The organism is Metabacillus sp. GQ13, from assembly GCF_059758525.1.
On the sequence record NZ_JCAXET010000008.1, the window covers coordinates 121,433 to 140,223 of the forward strand.

The 18,791-nt window shown below is 36.0% G+C and carries 16 protein-coding genes; 15 read left to right on the plus strand and 1 reads right to left on the minus strand.

Going from position 1 to position 18,791, the window contains the following annotated elements:
• The first annotated feature begins 2 nt into the window (after positions 1 to 2).
• From cobS to AC6CHR_RS11830, 10 genes are all read left to right on the plus strand, one after another.
• Entirely contained in the window at positions 3 to 776 is a 774-nt protein-coding gene (gene cobS, locus AC6CHR_RS11785; protein WP_498248949.1) for an adenosylcobinamide-GDP ribazoletransferase, read from the plus strand.
• Entirely contained in the window at positions 728 to 1,375 is a 648-nt protein-coding gene (locus AC6CHR_RS11790; RefSeq protein WP_498248950.1) for a histidine phosphatase family protein, read from the plus strand. The genes cobS and AC6CHR_RS11790 overlap by 49 nt, the downstream gene beginning before the upstream one ends.
• Positions 1,306 to 1,734 carry a bifunctional adenosylcobinamide kinase/adenosylcobinamide-phosphate guanylyltransferase gene (locus AC6CHR_RS11795; protein WP_498248952.1) on the plus strand — a complete coding sequence of 143 codons (429 nt, stop codon included), beginning with the start codon at positions 1,306 to 1,308 and terminating at the stop codon, positions 1,732 to 1,734. Before AC6CHR_RS11790 ends, AC6CHR_RS11795 begins: the two co-directional genes overlap by 70 nt.
• Positions 1,735 to 1,937: 203 nt before the next feature.
• Positions 1,938 to 2,594 (plus strand): SGNH/GDSL hydrolase family protein, encoded by a 657-nt coding sequence (locus tag AC6CHR_RS11800; RefSeq protein ID WP_498248954.1) that lies wholly within the window; start codon positions 1,938 to 1,940, stop codon positions 2,592 to 2,594.
• A 259-nt stretch (positions 2,595 to 2,853) separates the two neighbouring features.
• The gene (locus AC6CHR_RS11805; RefSeq protein ID WP_498248955.1) at positions 2,854 to 4,644 is read left to right on the plus strand and encodes a sensor histidine kinase; all 1,791 of its coding nucleotides are present in this window, start codon (positions 2,854 to 2,856) and stop codon (positions 4,642 to 4,644) included.
• A gap of 4 nt (positions 4,645 to 4,648) precedes the next feature.
• Positions 4,649 to 5,392 (plus strand): response regulator transcription factor, encoded by a 744-nt coding sequence (locus AC6CHR_RS11810; protein WP_498248956.1) that lies wholly within the window; start codon positions 4,649 to 4,651, stop codon positions 5,390 to 5,392.
• 102 nt (positions 5,393 to 5,494) lie between these two features.
• Complete coding sequence (locus AC6CHR_RS11815) at positions 5,495 to 6,481, plus strand: ABC transporter permease (protein ID WP_498248957.1); 987 nt, start codon at positions 5,495 to 5,497, stop codon at positions 6,479 to 6,481.
• Between the two features lie 9 nt (positions 6,482 to 6,490).
• Positions 6,491 to 7,372 carry a carbohydrate ABC transporter permease gene (locus AC6CHR_RS11820; protein WP_498248958.1) on the plus strand — a complete coding sequence of 294 codons (882 nt, stop codon included), beginning with the start codon at positions 6,491 to 6,493 and terminating at the stop codon, positions 7,370 to 7,372.
• 65 nt (positions 7,373 to 7,437) lie between these two features.
• On the plus strand, positions 7,438 to 9,006 hold the full coding sequence (locus AC6CHR_RS11825; RefSeq protein ID WP_498248959.1) for an extracellular solute-binding protein: 1,569 nt from the start codon (positions 7,438 to 7,440) through the stop codon (positions 9,004 to 9,006).
• A gap of 155 nt (positions 9,007 to 9,161) precedes the next feature.
• Positions 9,162 to 11,543: a glycoside hydrolase family 95 protein gene (locus AC6CHR_RS11830; protein ID WP_498248960.1), complete on the plus strand. Its 2,382-nt coding sequence runs from the start codon at positions 9,162 to 9,164 to the stop codon at positions 11,541 to 11,543.
• A 207-nt stretch (positions 11,544 to 11,750) separates the two neighbouring features.
• On the opposite strand, the gene AC6CHR_RS11835 is transcribed toward AC6CHR_RS11830, so the two are convergent.
• Positions 11,751 to 12,605, minus strand: coding sequence for a MurR/RpiR family transcriptional regulator (locus tag AC6CHR_RS11835; RefSeq protein WP_498248961.1), 855 nt, complete (start codon positions 12,603 to 12,605; stop codon positions 11,751 to 11,753).
• 149 nt (positions 12,606 to 12,754) lie between these two features.
• Between AC6CHR_RS11835 and gnd the strand changes: the two genes are divergently transcribed.
• The 5 genes from gnd to AC6CHR_RS11860 all read left to right on the plus strand — a co-directional run bounded on the left by gnd (position 12,755) and on the right by AC6CHR_RS11860 (position 18,163).
• Positions 12,755 to 13,654 (plus strand): phosphogluconate dehydrogenase (NAD(+)-dependent, decarboxylating), encoded by a 900-nt coding sequence (gnd, locus tag AC6CHR_RS11840; RefSeq protein WP_498248962.1) that lies wholly within the window; start codon positions 12,755 to 12,757, stop codon positions 13,652 to 13,654.
• A 42-nt stretch (positions 13,655 to 13,696) separates the two neighbouring features.
• Entirely contained in the window at positions 13,697 to 15,040 is a 1,344-nt protein-coding gene (locus tag AC6CHR_RS11845) for a GntP family permease (protein ID WP_498248963.1), read from the plus strand.
• Between the two features lie 444 nt (positions 15,041 to 15,484).
• On the plus strand, positions 15,485 to 16,312 hold the full coding sequence (locus tag AC6CHR_RS11850; protein ID WP_498248964.1) for a sugar phosphate isomerase/epimerase family protein: 828 nt from the start codon (positions 15,485 to 15,487) through the stop codon (positions 16,310 to 16,312).
• A 135-nt stretch (positions 16,313 to 16,447) separates the two neighbouring features.
• Positions 16,448 to 16,849 carry a hypothetical protein gene (locus AC6CHR_RS11855; RefSeq protein ID WP_498248965.1) on the plus strand — a complete coding sequence of 134 codons (402 nt, stop codon included), beginning with the start codon at positions 16,448 to 16,450 and terminating at the stop codon, positions 16,847 to 16,849.
• 123 nt (positions 16,850 to 16,972) lie between these two features.
• The gene (locus AC6CHR_RS11860) at positions 16,973 to 18,163 is read left to right on the plus strand and encodes a SpoIID/LytB domain-containing protein (protein ID WP_498248966.1); all 1,191 of its coding nucleotides are present in this window, start codon (positions 16,973 to 16,975) and stop codon (positions 18,161 to 18,163) included.
• Positions 18,164 to 18,791 lie beyond the last annotated feature (628 nt).

The window sequence follows — 18,791 nt, forward strand, 5'->3', positions numbered from 1 at the left end:
AAATGAAGCAAACTATTCAAGGGTTTATTTTATCGATACAATTTTTAACGAGGATTCCAATTCCAATTGAGTGTCCATGGGAAAAAGGTTCAATTAAAGGGGCATTATCATCCTTTGCAATTGTTGGTCTAATTATTGGAAGTATATTAGCTTTGACATTAACGCTAACGGAGTCGTTTATACCTGCATGGATGGTTGCGTTGGTCCTGATAACACTGTGGGTGTTTCTAACAGGTGGACTCCATTTAGATGGATTAATGGATGTAGCTGATGCAGTGGGTTCTAATGCTCCACTAGAAAGAAAACGTGAAATTATGAAGGACCCACAAGTGGGGAGTTTTGCAGCACTGACCATCATCTTTCATCTTGTATGGAAATTCGCATTGTTGTTTGCGATTATTTCACAGCAAGAAATAAAACTCCATGAGCTAGTCCTTTTTATTATCCTGATTCCAGCATGCAGTCGCTTAGTTCCCCTTTACTTACTCTATCATCTACCTGTAATGAAGCAGGAGGGACTAGCCTTTCAGTGGAAGCAGCATATTGGGAAGTGGCAAGTAGGGTTAAGTACGATAATTGTTCTACTATATACACTTATCTTTCCACAGATGCTTATCATCTTTTGTTCATATATCATCTTTTTTCTCATTCTCAGATCATGGATTATGAAACATTTTAAAGGAATAAATGGTGATGTTCTCGGTGCATCAATTGAAGGAGGAGAATTATGGGGACTTTTCATTCTATGGATGTATACTTGGTTCGTCATGGGGTAACAAATTGGAATAAAGAAAAAAGGTACTTGGGTCATTCTGATGAACCATTGCTAGAAGGTGAGTTACATAGATTAAATCCATTACGAAATACAATGAATAGGATATCATTTGACTATTGCTATTCGAGTGATCTCAAACGATGCTTAGAAACGTTTCAATATTTAACTGATAAAAATCAAGTTTGTATTGATCAACGTTTAAGGGAACTTCATTTTGGTGATTGGGAAGGTTTGACCTATGAACAATTAAAAGATGATAGCTACTATCAGAAGTGGCTAAATGATTGGGAACTGGTAGCTCCACCAAATGGAGAAACCTCCGGACAATTTAACGAGCGAATCATTTCATTTCTAGAAGAACTACTTTTATTAAAGAAAAAGACAAGAAACAACGTACTTATCTCGACACATGGTGGAGTCATTCGAGCTATTTTAATGAAATTTGCCGTAACTAAGACATTATGGGAACTACCGATCCAACATGCCAAGGGCTATCGGCTATCACTTCAACATCAAGGGGGGAAATGGTTATGCAACTCATTATTGGAGGTGCCTATTCAGGAAAAAGATCAATTATCAGGCAACGATATTCTACAATAACATGGCATAGTGCTTATGATAAAGCTATATTCACGAATTGGAAACGTCAGATCGAGCCAGATACAGTCCTTGTTTTCGAGGGCTGGGAAAAGTGGATCAAAGAGGAGCTCACTATTTCCGCAAACCTTGATGAGGTTCGGTTATTTTTCATTGGTCAAATCGATGAAATCTGTCATGCAGAACAAGTCACTGGTACAACGGTTGTTCTGATATTGTTAGAAATGGGCAGGGGCATTGTCCCATTGGATGAAATTGATAGAAGTGTACGCGACATCGCTGGTTGGCTTTTACAATATATAACAAAAAAGGCTGAGAATGTAGACTATTGCTGGCATGGCTTAAGTAAAAAAATAAAATAATTGTTTCATTTAGGATTCGTTTTCCACCTCTCACTATGTATAGTGAACGCTTAATCATCAGCCCCTCACCAGAAGGAAATGGAGTGGGCTTTTTCATACGATCATATTTTTCCAAGCGATTCTACAAAATGCGACACATATTGAATATAAATTCTGTCATAATCCACTATGTAAACAGGTTAAGAGAGAGGAAGGTATTAACGATGAACGACAATAACCAAGTCATTTTATTTCAAGGCGATTCGATTACAGATGGAGCACGGTCACGTAATCAAGATCCAAGTCATCTTCTTGGAGACAGTTATCCATTTATTATTTCTGGTAAGTTAAGCTATGATCTAGCAGAGAAGAACCCTCAGTTTATCAATAGGGGAATTAGTGGTGATCGCGTATCTGATTTGTATGCACGTTGGAATGAAGATGCGATTAGCTTGAAGCCGAATTTGATTAGCTTTTTAATTGGTGTTAACGATGCTTGGCGAACTATGTCAATGGAACCAAGTGGAGTGACAGATCGTTTTGAACGAGCATATCGACATTTGTTAGCAGAAACAAGAGAGGTTCTACCAGAAACGGGTATCGTTATTTGTGAACCGTTTATTCTTAATACAGGTGCTACGAGTGAGAAGTGGGAAGCTTGGCAGGATCGATTGCAAACCTATCAAGAAATCGCTCATACTCTATCTGACGAATTTAATGCTGTATTTGTACCATTACAAAAGTCTTTTGATGAAGCATGCACTCGCGCAGAACCATCTTTTTGGTTATGGGACGGGGTTCATCCAACACCAGCAGGACATGAACTAATCGCAAGAGAATGGTTAGATGTCGTGCAAAATAGTAAACTTGCGATTCGCTAATTGACAAGAACAACAAGTATCAAACAAGCTAAGTAAAAAGAATTACAGCAAAAAAGCCTGTTTTCTATATTAGAAAGCAGGCTATATTTAATTGAAAAATAATCTCAAAAAAATCCTCTAAAACTAAAAAGTGAAAAAGAACAGTTAATCTTGAAAATGACTACTAAAAAGCTGGATATTCTATATTAAAATAGATGCTAGATAAATAAATGTAAGCGTTTTATCAAATGATTTCTGAAAGAAGAAAAGTGGGTAAAAGATGTATAAAACCGTAAAAAAAGCAGTGAATAACCTTACCAATAGTAGCATTATAAAGAAATTAATCATCGGATATGTTGTTATTATTTTTATTCCTTTTTCATTGATTAGTTATTTCTTTTATAATCAATTTTACAATGATTGGATAGAGAAATATTCAAAGGAAAGACAACAATATTTACAAAAGTCCTATAGTGATTTAAAAATTAATTTTGCTCAGGTCGAATCTACTTATCAACTACTGCAATATAATACAAACTTTATCGAGTATTTGAGTGGATTTCATGAATCAGATAGTGAGAGTATTTATTTCTTTTTAAAGGATATAAGACCTTTGTTTTCTCAAATCCTGACAGCACAACCTTTTGCGGATAATTTAACTGTTTATGTTAGTCAAAATAATGTAAAGGGCTATGCACCAGAAATCATCCATGATGATCGAGAACATAATAAATTAGACAAACAATTACCCGCTAAAACGTATGGGGAGGGTTACTGGAAGGTAGACCCAAATAATCAGTCTACTATCCTACCAACTTTATCTTTTTATCAAAGGATTTACAATCGAACATATACGGCGCATTTAGGTATATTGAAAACAACTGTCCAAAATCATTTACTTGCAGACTTTATCTCAAATCTAAGTAAACCAGATAATGATTCAATTATCCTGATGTCAAAGGAAGGAGATATTCTATATGAAAGTGATAAGTCAATCAGAAAACGAACAATCAATAGGAGGGCACTTAAACAATTTAGCTATGTTGATGATAATGAGTTTTTTATCAAAGGAGAAGATCTTTTAGTGAACTCTATCTACATCGAGGATTTAAGTACCTACTTTATTAAAATAGGAAATGCCGATACAATATTCGCTGATTACAAGAATGGTAGGAATCATTTATTGTTTATTCTCCTATTTCTTTTGCTTACTCTTTCAGCTGTTTATTATTTACTGTCTACTTCTATTTCTCGAAGGATTCTTAGATTAGCTACTCATATGCGGACAATTGATAGGAATAATTTTTCTGAGTATATAGCTTCTAGTGAACGTGATGAAATTGGCTATTTAACATCTTCATATAATTCAATGCTTAAGAGAATAGAGCATCTAGTTAACAAGGTTCAAGCAGAAGAATTAATGAGAAAAGAAGCTGAATATTTAGCTTTACAATCACAAATAAACCCACATTTTATTTACAACACACTCGAAACAATAAGAATGCTCGCTGAGGTTAATAATGATGTAGAAGTATCTGAAATAGCCTATACCTTTGGCGAATTAATGAGATATAGTCTTTCCCCTAAAAAAAACGAAGCAAGCTTAGCAGAAGAACTTCATCATGTTCAAAACTACTTAAAAGTTCATAAAAAACGGATGGGCGAGAGACTGCACTATCAATTTGATGTCGATGTAGAACTACATTTAGAACAATTTCTATGTCCTCGATTTATTCTCCAACCAATTGTAGAAAATAGTCTTGTTCATGGGTTGGCAAAATCACGTGGTCTTGGAAAGTTGATGATTCGTGTGAAAGAAACATCGGACATGATTATCGTGGAAGTCATTGATAACGGAAAAGGTATTTCAAAACCAAGGCTGGAAATGATCAACAACATGTTAAGTGGCTATATAGAAATAAGTGAATTTCAAACAAATGATGGTGGTCTAGCACTATTTAATGTTAGTGAACGCCTCCGACTTTTTAATGGAGAAAAGTCATTCTTAACAATTGATAGCAACTTTGGTGAAGGAACCCGATGTGTACTTACATTACAAAAGGGGAGTTAGGTAGATGAAGATACTAGTAGTGGATGATGAGCCGATTATTTTAAAGGGACTTATAACGATCCTCAAAAGAGACACTTCATTACACCTAGAATTGGAGGCTGCAAATGACGGTGTTGAAGCATTACAAAAATCGCAGACCTTTAAACCAGATCTATTAATTACAGATATAAACATGCCTGAAATGACGGGATTAGAATTGATAAAAAACATGAAACAGCTACATCTATGTAACCACTTCGTTATCTTAACCGGATACGATTATTTCGAATATGCGCTTCAAGCCCTTAGGTATGGAGTAATTGACTATTTTTTGAAACCATTGAACAAGACTGAAATTCTCACAATCATTCATAAGCTTTACCTTGAACTAGCTAGTGAAGCAGATGCAAAATTAAATCGTTTTCATAAGCAGACAGAAGGGGCTAGCTATTGTCGACATATTAGAGAAGTATTGGATTTTATTCACACAAATTATGACCAAGACCTCTGTCTGGATCAATTAGCTGAATCCGTGAAATTACATCCAACATATTTAAGCTCTTTGTTTAGGAAAGAGACAGGAGAAAAATTCATTCATTATCTTCATACATTCCGAATTGAAAAGGCCAAGCAGATGTTAAAAAGGAATACGGAACTTCCGATTCACAAAGTAGCTTTGCTGGTTGGTTATGAAAATAAAGAGCATTTTTATAAAGTATTTAAAAAATATGCAGGTCAAACCCCTAGATCATACCGAGAATTTTCTTAAAATTGTCCATCTTAAAAAATGACAACTTCACCTTGAAATTTGACTCTATAAAGTAACGGAATTTTCAAATAGTATATGTATATAAAGAAAGGAGGCCAATTTATGAAATCAAATCCTGTACATTCTAGTCATAAACTCATGATAGACATACAGAAAAAAACAATTTGGAAGCGCTTTAAGGGAGAATTCACATTCCACCTATTTGTTGGTCTGGGGTTGCTATTTCTCTTAGTATTTTCCTTCACTCCAATGTTTGGGATCATCATTGCCTTCAAAGATTATCAAATTACTTCAGGAATCTCTGGTATTTTTACAAGTGAATGGGCTGGTTTAAGATACTTCAAAGAATTTTTTGCAGACTATAATTTTCCTAGTCTTGTACGAAATACATTAATGCTAAGTATTTTGAAATTAGTGTTCACATTTCCAATTCCAATTATGTTAGCCATTATGTTAAATGAGGTAAATAACACTTATTTCAAAAGGGTTGTGCAAACTGTTAGCTATTTACCCCATTTTATTTCTTGGGTCGTTGTTGTTGGAATCGCCTTTGCATTTTTTTCAACTGATACAGGGGTGATTAATCATTTACTTCTCAAACTTCATATCATCGATGAACCATTGCAAATATTGACTGATCCTAATTCCTTCTGGGGATTAGCTATTAGTACAGCTGTTTGGAAGGAAGCCGGGTGGTGGACGATTATCTTTCTAGCCTCTATAGCCGGAATTGCCCCTTCCTTATATGAAGCAGCAGAAATGGACGGAGCGAGTCGATTAAAGAGAATATGGCATGTTACTTTACCGGGAATTAAGGGCTCTGTAATTATTGTATTAATTTTAGCAATTGGAAACATGTTAGGTGGAGGGTTAGTGGGTTCTAATTTCGAGCAGGCATTTCTATTAGGAAATCCATTAAACAGTGATACCTCACAGATTATACAGACTTATGCGTTTAATGTTGGTTTGGCACAAGGAAGATTCGCGTTTGCGACGGCTATTGATCTTATTCAATCGATTATCTCTGTTACCTTAATTCTAGTAAGTAACTATATAGCTAAAAAAGTATCGGGTTCAAGTTTGTTTTAAGGGGGGAACGTGTTGAAACGGAGAACATCTGAAGATCGGATTGTTGATAGTGTTAACTACTTTTTACTCATTCTTATATCAATTGTCACACTGTACCCATTCTATTATATTATCATTATTTCCTTAAATGAAGGAAAAGACACAATCATGGGTGGCGTTTATTTATGGCCACGAGAGTTTACGTTAGATAACTATATTTTCTTTTTCAAAGATCCACAATGGATCAAAGCATTTTTTGTATCTGTGGTTAGGACAGTTATTGGAACATTACTAGGGGTATTATTTACGACGATGGTCGCTTATGGTCTGGCAAAAAAGGACTTAATGTTTAAGAAATTTTATTTTCTGGTCATCATTATAGCAATGAATTTCTCAGGAGGACTTATTACCTATTATGTCGTTTTAAGAGGGTTAGGGTTATTAAATACATTTGGGGTTTATATCATCCCGACAATGCTAAATATATTCTTCGTTTTGGTCGCAGTTTCATTTTTTAGAGAGATTCCTGCTGAACTTGGTGAGTCGGCTAGAATGGATGGTGCAAATGAACTGCAAATTTTCGGGAAGATCATTTTACCACTTTCTAAACCTTTGTTGGCAACAATGAGTTTATTTGTCGGTACTGGTCACTGGAATTCTTGGTTAGATTCAGCTTATTTTGTTCAAGATGAAAATTTAAGAACACTTGCCTATCGAATGATCCAAGTTATTAATCAAGCAATGATATCTACTGATACGCAAGCAGCCCAATTTACAGCGTCATTAACTGTTACCCAATTCTCGGTTCAGGTAACAGCGATGGTTATTGCGATAGCGCCAATCATTTGTATCTATCCTTTTTTACAAAAGCATTTTGTAAAAGGAATTATGCTTGGTTCAGTTAAAGGGTAAATGATTTTAAAGCAAGAACGCTTTAAGATAAATGGTACAAAGCATCTATTAAAGGGGGATTTCGAGTGAGAATAAAGCAAAATAAATTGTGGTTTATATCGTTTGTATTATTATTGAGCATTTTTATGATTGTCGGTTGTAGTCAACAGGGGAATTCAACAGCAGAGGATTCAAGCAGTTCTTCAGAAAAACAGCCAAATATAGAAGGATCTACCGATGATATTGTTGAATTAGATATGTTTATAGATCATTCATGGTGGCCGTTAAAAGATTTTTCAGGTGAGATTCCAGAAGAAATCACTACTAAAACAGGAGTCAAATTAAATATTACTGTAGCGACAGATGAAAAACAATTACCACTAATGATTGCATCAGGTGATTTACCAGATTTAATTTATACAAGTAATGAGTTCCAAAGATTGTCTGATCCTAATTTAAGTTATCCATGGGATGAATTAATTAAAGAACATGCACCTGATTTCAGCTTACACCCCGACAAAATAGGTGCAAATACTGCTTCAGATGGAAAGTTTTATACCATACGAAACAATTTTTCTCCTGAAGATGAATGGGCTGAACATGAAGGGAAAGCACTTATAAGTGGTCCGGGATTGGCACTACGAAAGGATTTATTAGAAGAATTAGGAGATCCGAAAATTGAAAATCTAGAAGATTTAGATCATGTACTAGGGATGGTAAAAGAAACATCTCCAGATATGACGCCACTGGTTTTTGCAATAACACCAACCTGGACAAAGGGTTATTTTGCAACTCAATTTGGTGCGGCTATCGATGGATTCGTTGAAAAAGAAGGGGGTCTGATGCATGCTTTAAGACAACCAGAGTTACTAGAAATGTATAAATATATGAACACGTTATATCGAAAGGGTTATATTCTGGCTGAAAATTATGCCTATAAAAGTGAAGATCAAGCGAAACAACTAGTTACTGGTGGTAAAGCATTTGCATATTCTTGGATGACAAATAGTGCTGATCGATTAAACGCTGAAATTGAAGATAAGGATTTTACCTTTATTCAACTTTCAAACATGTTAACTGATGATGCTAAGAGCTACCAATATAACTCTGGATGGTCTGGGGTTTTTATTACAAAAAACAATAAAAATCCAGATGCATCGATAAAGTTTATGGAATATCTTTTCTCTGACGATGGGAATAAAACAGCATTTTGGGGTATTGAAGGGAAAGATTGGAATTGGAATAATGAAGGTTACCCAGAGTTTACCTTTGATAAGCAAGATCAGAAACTCCAACAGCAGAAAGGTAGTTATTGGTGGGGATTATTAAGTGGTAGTGCAGTATCAGAAGCATTATTCAATTACCAACCAGACTCAGAAACAACTAAAGCCCAAGAGGTTTTCACAAGTATTGCCGAATGGAAGCCAGCGGTTGGACTGGTTGAACCAAAAGCCGATTCTAAAGAGCAAGTAATAGCAACGAATATTGAAAATATGATTACAAATGAAGAAGCAAAAGTATTTTTAGCCAAATCAGATGAAGAAGCAGAAAAGGCATTTAACAATATGGTTAAACAAGCAGAAAAAATTGGTTTAGAAGAATTAGAGAAATGGGCAAATGAAAAATATAAAAAGGTAAAAGGAGCATTTGAGTAAATACCAGTAATATAGTAAAGATTAGTTTCTTCATCAGATAAAAGAAACCTACCTATGACTAAAAGATTCTATCATAGGTAGGTATTTTAACTATAAGTAGATAGTGGCAGACAAATCATTAATTGAATGTAGGACCAAATTAGGAGTTGATTAACGTGAGATTATGGTATCAAGAACCAGCAAAGAACTGGACAGATGCTTTACCGATTGGGAATGGGAGAATGGGGGCCATGATTTTTGGTCGCGTGGAGCAAGAACGTATCCAATGTAATGAAGATACACTATGGTCTGGTAGTCCAAAGGATTGGAATAATCCTCGTGCAAAAGAAGTTTTACCAAAGGTTAGAAGCTTGATATTTAAGGGAGACTATCTACAAGCTGATCAACTTTGTAAAGAGATGTTAGGACCTTATACACAAAGTTATTTACCACTATGCGATCTTCATTTACATTTTAGTAAAGTCGGAAAAGTAGATTCCTATGAACGGTCGCTTGATATCGAAGAGGGTATAGCACGAGTGGTTTATTCTGTTGATGGTATAACCTATACTCGTGAAATTTTCTCATCTTTTCCTGACCAAGTCATTGTTGTCCGCCTTAGTTCAAGTGAAAAAGGAGCATTAGATTTCAGAGCTACTTTAACTAGTTTGTTATCCTCTGAAGTATCACATCTAAATGAGAGGTTCATTCTCAACGGTAAGTGCCCAGAAAATACAGATCCTAACTACTACGTGGCTGAACAAATGACTCATAGAGAACATGAGGAATCTAAGGCAATAGTCTTTGAAGCACAACTAAGTGTCAAGATGGATGATGGCTCATTTCAAATTGATAAGAATGGTATTCATGTACAGGAAGCTACAGGAGTAACTCTGTTTTTTTCTGCTGCTACAAGTTTTAATGGCTTTGAACAAATGCCAATAATAGAGGAAAGAGACCCTTCTAAAATAGCAAACAATCATTTATATATGGCAATGACAAAAACATATAAAGCTATTTATGATACACATATTCATGATATGAAAGCATTAATGAATAGAGTCTCGTTTGAAATAGGATCCACAATTAAAGAAACGAATGATTTGCCAACCGATAAACGAATTGAAAAATATGGTGCAACGGATACTGGTCTTATTGAGTTATTATTTCAGTATGGTCGTTATTTAATGGTTTCTAGTTCAAGGCCTGGAACTCAACCTGCAAATCTACAAGGGATTTGGAATGAATCTCTGCAGCCACCGTGGAGTAGTAACTGGACGATAAATATTAATACCGAAATGAATTATTGGCCGATAGAAACTTGCAATCTAACAGAATGTCATGAGCCACTATTTGATCTGATCGAAGATTTATCTACTACAGGACAGAATACGGCTGAAGTAAATTATGGATGCCGAGGATGGACAGCCCATCATAATGTTGATTTATGGAGACAATCTGCCCCAGTTGGTGCATTTGGACATGGTGATCCAGTTTGGGCGTTTTGGCCGCTAGGAGCTGCTTGGTTATGTCAACATTTATGGGAGCATTATTCATTCGGACAGGACATGAAGTTCTTAGAAGATAGGGCGTATCCTATCATGAAAGAAGCAGCACTGTTTTGTTTAGATTGGTTAGTAGAGGATGAGGATGGAACACTTGTGACCGTACCTTCAACTTCACCTGAACATAAATTTAGAACAGAGGATGGACAATTATCTGCGGTTAGCAAAGCGACTACAATGGATATTTCTCTCATTACAGATCTTTTTTTAAATTGTATTTCTGCAGCAACTGCATTAAAGGTAGATGACGAATTTTGCTATGAGCTAAAGAATTCTTTGAAAAAACTATTTCCACTGCAAATTGGGAAGCATGGTCAGCTTCAGGAATGGTTTAAGGATTGGGAAGATGAAGATCATCAGCATCGACATGTATCCCACTTATTTGGGGTATACCCAGGAAATCAGCTTACCGAAGAAGATACACCTGAACTATATGCTGCTGCACGAAAATCTCTAGAAAGAAGAGGAGATGTTGGTACCGGGTGGAGCTTAGCTTGGAAAATGAATTTATGGGCAAGGTTTAAAGATGGAAACAGAGCCATGAAGTTCATTACAAATTTGCTTAAGATTGTGAATGATAATCCCGAAAATCACCAAGTCGGAGGTGTCTATCCAAACCTTTTTGATGCCCACCCGCCGTTCCAAATTGATGGAAACTTTGGTTTCACAGCAGGCATTGCTGAAATGCTCATCCAATCTCATAGTGGGAAAATCGAACTTCTACCTGCATTACCTAACGAATGGGCCTACGGAAGAATTCGTGGTATTCGTGCACGTGGAGGCTTTGTCGTGGATCTGAATTGGAAGAATAGCAAACTACTCAAGGCGACAATATTATCACAACAAGGTAATCGCTGTACATTAGCTTCTGATTCTTCTTTAACAATTGAGTGTGACAGAATACCAATTAAGATTTCCCAGATAAATGAACGTTTAATCTCTTTTGATACAGAGGTTAGGAAGGTGTACAAGATTAAATATAAAGATGAGTAAATAAAGGTAAGGCTAAATTTACCTTAAAAATCGTTACTGCCAAATGATAAATTTTAGGCTGGAATTTATAGATTAACTTGTCAAAAGAATAGGATTAATCAAGGCTACTATCTTTTTGTTCATAAAATAAAAGGCATTGTTACTCTGAACAATGCCTTTTTGGGTCCATAGATTTTTTTAAGAATGTTTCAATAAGGTGATTTCTATTTAAATCCGTTTAACAGTGATCGCTTCACGCATCTTTTTAAGAGCTGTTTGACCTTCGATTCCTCTCTTCATTAGGATATTTACATAGATGACATCAATTAAGGTTAACTGAGCAATCCGTGATGATAGAGCTTCAGAGCGGAACTCAGTTTCTTCAGAAACCGTATAAAGCGGGATATCAACGGCTGCGCTTAATGGTGATTTTGCATAGTTAGTGATTGCAATCGTCTTTGCGCCAGTGGATTTAACTACATTTAAAATATGCAAAATATCCTTTGACGAGCCAGAATGAGAAATGAATACGGCAACATCCGTTTCTTTTAATTGAGAGGCTGACATGAGCTGGAAATGAGTGTCAATAACCGAATGCACTCTTAATCCGGTACGTATTAATTTATGGTAAGCATCCATTGCTATAATACTTGAACCACCACTTCCAAAGAATTCTATCGAATCAGCAGCAAGGATTGAATCAACAGCTGACTGCATTTGTTCTTCATTAAAGATCATTAATGTATCTTCAATTGTTTTTACATTTGCGCGAAAGACGTTTGAAGCAATCGTATCTGCTGAATCTCCTTCATTGATGCTTTCATGAATATCCTGTAAGGGAGAAACAATTTCAGATGCTAGAGCAATTTTCATCGCCTGATAGCCCTTATAGCCAATCCGTTTACAAAAACGAAATACCGTAGAATCGGCCACGTTTAAATCCTCTGCTAATTGATTTATTGAAGAATGAATAATTTTATGCGGATATTTTAAGATATAGTCAGCAATCTTTCTTTCCGTGACACTGAATTTAGGATAGAGGTTACGAACACTGACTAGACAAGGTTGTTGTGTTTTTTTCATCTATATCTCTCCTGATAGGGCTTTCTTTTTATTATACTAGAAATAGAGAAAAGAAAAAATATTTTTCTGGAATCGCTTGCAAAAAGAATTTTTTTTCTTATAATAAAGATATCAAGAAATTTTATTTCGTACAAGATTGGATGATTGTCATGGAAATTGGAATGATAGGACTAGGAAAGATGGGTTATCAGTTAACTCTTAATCTCCTAGAAAAGAAATATACTGTGGTGGCGAATGATGTAAATGAAGAGTCGATGAAAAAAATTTCCGCAGAAGGTGCAAAAACTGCTGAGACAATTGAACAATTGGTTAACAGACTATCCAAACCTAGAACAGTTTGGCTAATGGTACCAGCTGGTGATGCCACACAATCTGTGTTTGAGACAGTTCTTTCTATCTTAGATGAAGGAGATAGAATCATAGATGGGGGAAATGCTCATTATAAAGATTCGATTAAAAGAAATGAGCAAAGTGAGAAAGTCGGAGTTTACTTTTTCGATTGTGGTACTAGTGGTGGTGTAGAAGGTGCTCGTAATGGAGCATGTACTATGATTGGTGGAAATCAAGAAGTATTCACTGAAATCGAACCAATTTTCCGTGACATTACTGTTACAGATGGTTATCTTTACTCTGGACAAGCAGGAAGTGGTCATTTCTTAAAGATGGTGCACAATGGAATTGAATACGGTATGATGCAAGCGATCGCTGAAGGGTTTGATCTTTTAGAAAAAAGTCCCTTTGACTTTGAATATGAAAAGGTTGCCAAAGTGTGGAATAATGGTTCTGTGATTCGCTCTTGGTTAATGGAACTAACTGAAAACGCCTTCTCGAAGGATCAAAACCTAGAGGAGATTAAAGGGGTTATGCATTCATCGGGTGAAGGAAAGTGGACAGTTGAAACAGCATTAGATCTCCAAGCTTCCACACCAGTGATCACGATGGCATTGATGATGAGATATCGATCATTGGAGTCAGACACATTTTCTGGTAAAGTTGTCGCTGCACTGCGTAATGAATTTGGTGGCCATGCGATTGAAAAAAGGGACTAATAACATAGAAAATAGTTTATCAACTAGAGAGGTAGTGTCTATATGTCAGATCAAATGTTAATACTCATTGCTTTAGCAGGAATTTTTATTTTATTATATTTAGTCATCCGAACGAAATTACACGCATTTGTTGCGTTATTATTAGTCAGTTTAATTGTTGGTATATTAGCAGGTATGCCATTAAATGAAGTAGTAACCTCGATGCAAAACGGGATGGGAGGTACCCTCGGTTTTGTTGCAGTTGTCGTTGGTTTAGGCGCAATGTTCGGACAGATGCTTGAAGTTTCAGGTGGAGCAGAACGTTTGGCACAAACGTTAATCAAAAAATTTGGAGAGGACAAGTCACAATGGGCCTTAGGAATTACAGGCTTCCTAGTAGCTATCCCAGTATTCTTTGATGTTGGTTTTATCATACTTGTTCCAATTGTTTATGGGCTAGCTAAGAAGACAGGAAAGTCGTTATTATACTATGGTATTCCCTTATTAGCAGGTCTAGCTGTTACACACAGTTTTATTCCTCCAACACCAGGGCCTATCGCAGTTGCTGATTTAATTGGTGCAGATCTAGGTTGGGTTATTTTGTTTGGTACCATTGCAGGTATTCCAGCTATGATTTTAGCAGGACCACTTTTTGCTAAATTTATCTCGAAAAAAATTCATGTTCTAGTACCTGAATACATGAATCTTGAAGAAATTGAATATGATAAAGAATTACCTAGCTTTAAACTGATTGCTTCATTGATTATGATTCCGTTAGTTTTGATTCTACTGAATACGGTTTCAGGGGTTCTTCTAGAAGAAGGGGCTATCGCTAGAGAAATATTAACATTTTTAGGTCATCCATTTGTTGCCTTAACAATCGCAACGATCCTAACATTTATTTTCCTAGGAACAAAACGTGGATATTCACGTCAAGAAGTACAAGATATTGCAACAAAAGCGTTAGAACCAGCTGGTATTATCATTCTAGTAACAGGTGCAGGTGGGGTTTTCAAACAAGTATTAATCGATTCAGGTGTTGGTGAAGTACTTGGTAACATGATGGCAGGATCGGCTCTACCGCCAATCGCGTTGGCATTCCTAATAGCTGCAGTTGTACGAGTAGCACAAGGTTCGGCGACTGTTTCAATGGTAACGGCTGCAGGATTAATGGCCCCTCTGATTCAAATTTTAGAATTAGAAGGACCAGTACTTGGCTTGTTGGTTATTTCGATAGCTTCCGGTGCAACGGTGCTTTCACATGTAAATGACTCTGGTTTCTGGTTAGTAGGCCGTTACTTTGGATTGAGTGTGAAGGACACATTAAAAACATGGACGATTATGGAGACGATTATCGGTTTAGTCGGATTTGTCGTGGCATTAGTGATTGGGATGTTTATTATCTAAGCTATGACATAGTAATGGAACGTGTGTACTGTTAATGCAGTCGCACGTTTTTTAGCATTTAAATGTGGGAGTTATTTGCAAGAGGTTTTTTACATTCGTTCGAAATCGATTGAAATTTGGACATATCACTTGTAAATTCCCCATAAATGTTTTAAATCAACTGTTTTTTTCAGCTGAACATTTGGGATCTAATCATTCCCTCTAAATCCTAATTCGGAAGTACCTGAAAGAGTTACTTTGAAAGTACTTACATCTCTCATTTCTCACATTTAAACAAAAAGAAGGAACCTCTAGCAGCTTTGTTGAATCCTATTGTAAGTCTCTTTTCGAAAAGTTGGTTGCTCAACTCCTTAGAAGGGTAAATACGTATAGAAGTGAATATTTGGAAAAAAACATGCGACCCGAAAATAGCTTTCTTTATCAAACAAAGGAGGAACAAAAAAATTGTCACATTTATCATTAACCACATGGAGCCTACATAGAGAGTTAGGTCCATTGCGCTGGACATATTGGGATGAAAATGCCAAATCGCAAGCAACAAGAATAGAAGATCAGCCTGAAAACACGACATTGCTTCAATTGCCTTATATTCTCGCAGAAGAAAATTTTCAGTCTTTGGAGGTTTGTCACTTTCATTTTCCTAGTACAGAACAGGAGTATTTACTCCATTTGAGGGATGCCTTTGAAAAGTCAGGTGTTACGTTTCATTGCTTGCTTATTGACTATGGCGATATTAGTAATGAGGATCCAACCCGGAGAACATCTGATATCGAATTTATTAAAAAGTGGATTGATATTGCAGCTATAGTTGGTGCAAAGAGTGTTCGTGTCGTTGCTGGAGAGGGACAACCCGACAACCACAATGCGCTTGAATCTGCAAAAATTAGCTTTAGACAACTTGTTCATCATGCTGAACCGACTGGTGTTCGTATTGTAACAGAGAATTTTAAACCACTCGCATCAACGAAAGAAAATTGTCTTGAATTGATAAATTTTCATCAAGGTGAAATCGGTTTAACCGTTGATTTTGGCAACTTTAAACCAGTAGATAAATATCATTCAATTGAAACTCTATTGCCATACGCTGAATCTGTACATGCAAAAGCGAATTATGATGATGATGGTCAAATTAATAAAGCAGAATATGAAAGGGCTTTAGCACTTGTTGGCAACAGTGATTATGATGGACCAATAACATTAGTATATGATGGTCCCGGTAGTTTATGGGAAGGAATTAAGAGAATTAAGGCAATAGTTGAACCTTATTGTTAAATAGCGATTGACAAAAAAGCACATCTGTTAACCAATACAGATGTGTTTTTTGTATCTAACTTCTTTGTTTTTCGTTTAAAAATAGGAATATTCGTGAAGGATGAACGTAAACGCAAAGAAAATGAGGTGTGCAAAATGGCGATTGTTTATTCAGTTGAGATAGGTGATCCAATTGAAAAAAATATAAAAGGTAATCCGCATATATATTTCACATCAATAAATGAAGCACTTCAAGATGCATTATATTCAGTTGAAAAGCTAGAAGAATTATATGGTCTGGAATTTATTTTCTCTGAGAACGAACCAATCGAAGCAGGGAATAAAGAGAGATCCTTACAAATACTAAAAGGCTATGTAGCGGGTGTGAATGAACCATTAACCATTCAATTAAACATTGAAGAGTATCACATGAAAAAAGAGCTCACCGAACCAAATATTCCTACATCCAATCTAAGTGAACATCAAATGACATTTATTTCAGAGTTAGAAGGTTTACTAAATCGTGCAGATGAAGATGATGGTTTATTTTATCAATGATTAACATGGAATATTTCCCTTTCATAACGGAATGCTAGGTATATGAGATACTTATTTCTACTTATCCTGTTGATTTTTTCTTTTATTTACCCAATTCAGATAGCCGCTGAAGAACTAGTAAAGGTGAAATTAGTTAATTATCTAGGAGACACGAAAAAGATTGAATTCCATTTGAAAGGAGATTATGTCACTCTTGATTCTACTATTTCATTAAAAGAAGATATTCGCTATCTCTTAACTGCAAAAAAGGGCGAACTTTTCTTAGATGGAGACGGTAAGAAGCATAAGGTTAATCATCCACTTGTGATAATTCCTGAAACATATGATCAAAACCATGTGATCTACGTGAATGACCGGCCGTATTTAGGAGCGATGGAAATCGTCGTTGAGGAAAAAAGGAACATTAGGCCAATCAACCAGTTGCCAATGGAGGATTATTTAAAAGGTGTCGTCCCATTTGAGGTATTTCCAACTTGGGATCTTGAAGCGTTAAAGGCACAGGCACTAGCCGCACGAACATATGCTTTTACTCATAGTAAAGAGCTGATTGATGACACCATACAATTTCAAGTTTACGGTGGATACACCTGGAATGAAAACACGACAAAAGCAGTTGCAGAAACATCCGATGAGGTCATCACCCATAATAATCAGCTAATTGATGCCTTTTATTCTGCTAGTAATGGGGGAATTACTGAAAACAATGCCCATGTGTGGAAGGGGAAACCAATGGTATACTTCCCAATAAAAGAAGACCCATTTGACCCAATTCAACCTTGGCAATTCCGTTTTAACCGCACACAAATCAATCTGGAGGAAGTAAACTGGGATCACCCAAATTGGTGGGATGAAACAGTGGAAAAGGACCAGGACATCGCTTTATCTATGAAAAAATATCTTCAAAAGAATGGTTATCCAGGCGATATTAAAATCCTTGCTATTCCTAGGTTTGAGTTAACTGAACAAAAACTGTCCTCTAGACGAAGTGACAAAGGATCGATTAAGGTAGAGTTTTTACATCGATTACTAGATGGGACCGTCTTATTCGAAGAATTTTCACTTAATGAAGTCCAGTTAAATAAGATACGCCCTATGATTGGCGGAACTCATTTTAAAAGCTATTTGATTGACTCCCTAATTTATAGAGATCAGATTTACACAATGTCAGGAAGAGGAAACGGGCATGGTGTGGGGATGAGCCAATGGGGGGCAAATGTAATGGGGGAATCAGGAAAAACATATAAAGAGATTCTCCAGTTTTACTATCCTGGCACAAAAATTACTCGATATTCTGAGGGATCCAACCTAAAGTAAAAGTGGGGTTGATCACAATGAAATTGTTTAAGTATGCTTTTAAATATCAAAACACCGTCACTTATTCAGACGGTGTTTTAAATAATTATATCAAAGCTTATTTTCATTCCTCATTTATCAAAACAGTTAATATCATGTGAAAAAAGAGGCGACCCTTTTTTATTGTAAATGAACATGAACAAAAGGACTTAAAAAGAAAGGTCGAGTACAAACGTTAAAACGTAGCTAAATGGATTAAATAACAACCAGATAAGAATGAGAGAGGTCCTTAATAGGAAGGAGGTATCGCCAATTCCCCTAAGACCACTAGCATAGAAGTTTAATAGTCCGTCAAAAAGCAGGGTCAGTATTTCGCCAACTAACAAAGCAAATCCAGCACCGACTAACCCTATTTCAGGAAGTCGAAAGTTACCATATGTTAACCCGTATATTAAAAAGCCATGACTACATTCCCGATAATGGCACTGATCATAGGTGTTTTCGTATCTCCTATCCCACGAAAGAATTGATCGATCATGGAGGTTGAACTTCTCATAACTCTGAATATATCATTCGAAAAAAATAATCCCAAATGAAAACAAAGCAACAAGCTACTATACATAAATAAAAGGCAATATACCAATGAGAG

What these genes read in the sequence shown, in the direction of transcription:
- AC6CHR_RS11855 (WP_498248965.1), top strand. Translation starts at nt 16,448, where the DNA reads ATGGCGATTGTTTATTCAGTTGAGATAGGTGATCCAATTGAAAAAAAT.
- AC6CHR_RS11800 (WP_498248954.1), top strand. Translation starts at nt 1,938, where the DNA reads ATGAACGACAATAACCAAGTCATTTTATTTCAAGGCGATTCGATTACA.
- AC6CHR_RS11790 (WP_498248950.1), top strand. Translation starts at nt 728, where the DNA reads ATGGGGACTTTTCATTCTATGGATGTATACTTGGTTCGTCATGGGGTA.
- AC6CHR_RS11845 (WP_498248963.1), top strand. Translation starts at nt 13,697, where the DNA reads ATGTCAGATCAAATGTTAATACTCATTGCTTTAGCAGGAATTTTTATT.
- AC6CHR_RS11805 (WP_498248955.1), top strand. Translation starts at nt 2,854, where the DNA reads ATGTATAAAACCGTAAAAAAAGCAGTGAATAACCTTACCAATAGTAGC.
- AC6CHR_RS11815 (WP_498248957.1), top strand. Translation starts at nt 5,495, where the DNA reads ATGAAATCAAATCCTGTACATTCTAGTCATAAACTCATGATAGACATA.
- gnd (WP_498248962.1), top strand. Translation starts at nt 12,755, where the DNA reads ATGGAAATTGGAATGATAGGACTAGGAAAGATGGGTTATCAGTTAACT.
- AC6CHR_RS11795 (WP_498248952.1), top strand. Translation starts at nt 1,306, where the DNA reads ATGCAACTCATTATTGGAGGTGCCTATTCAGGAAAAAGATCAATTATC.
- AC6CHR_RS11835 (WP_498248961.1), bottom strand. Translation starts at nt 12,605, where the DNA reads ATGAAAAAAACACAACAACCTTGTCTAGTCAGTGTTCGTAACCTCTAT.
- AC6CHR_RS11810 (WP_498248956.1), top strand. Translation starts at nt 4,649, where the DNA reads ATGAAGATACTAGTAGTGGATGATGAGCCGATTATTTTAAAGGGACTT.
- cobS (WP_498248949.1), top strand. Translation starts at nt 3, where the DNA reads ATGAAGCAAACTATTCAAGGGTTTATTTTATCGATACAATTTTTAACG.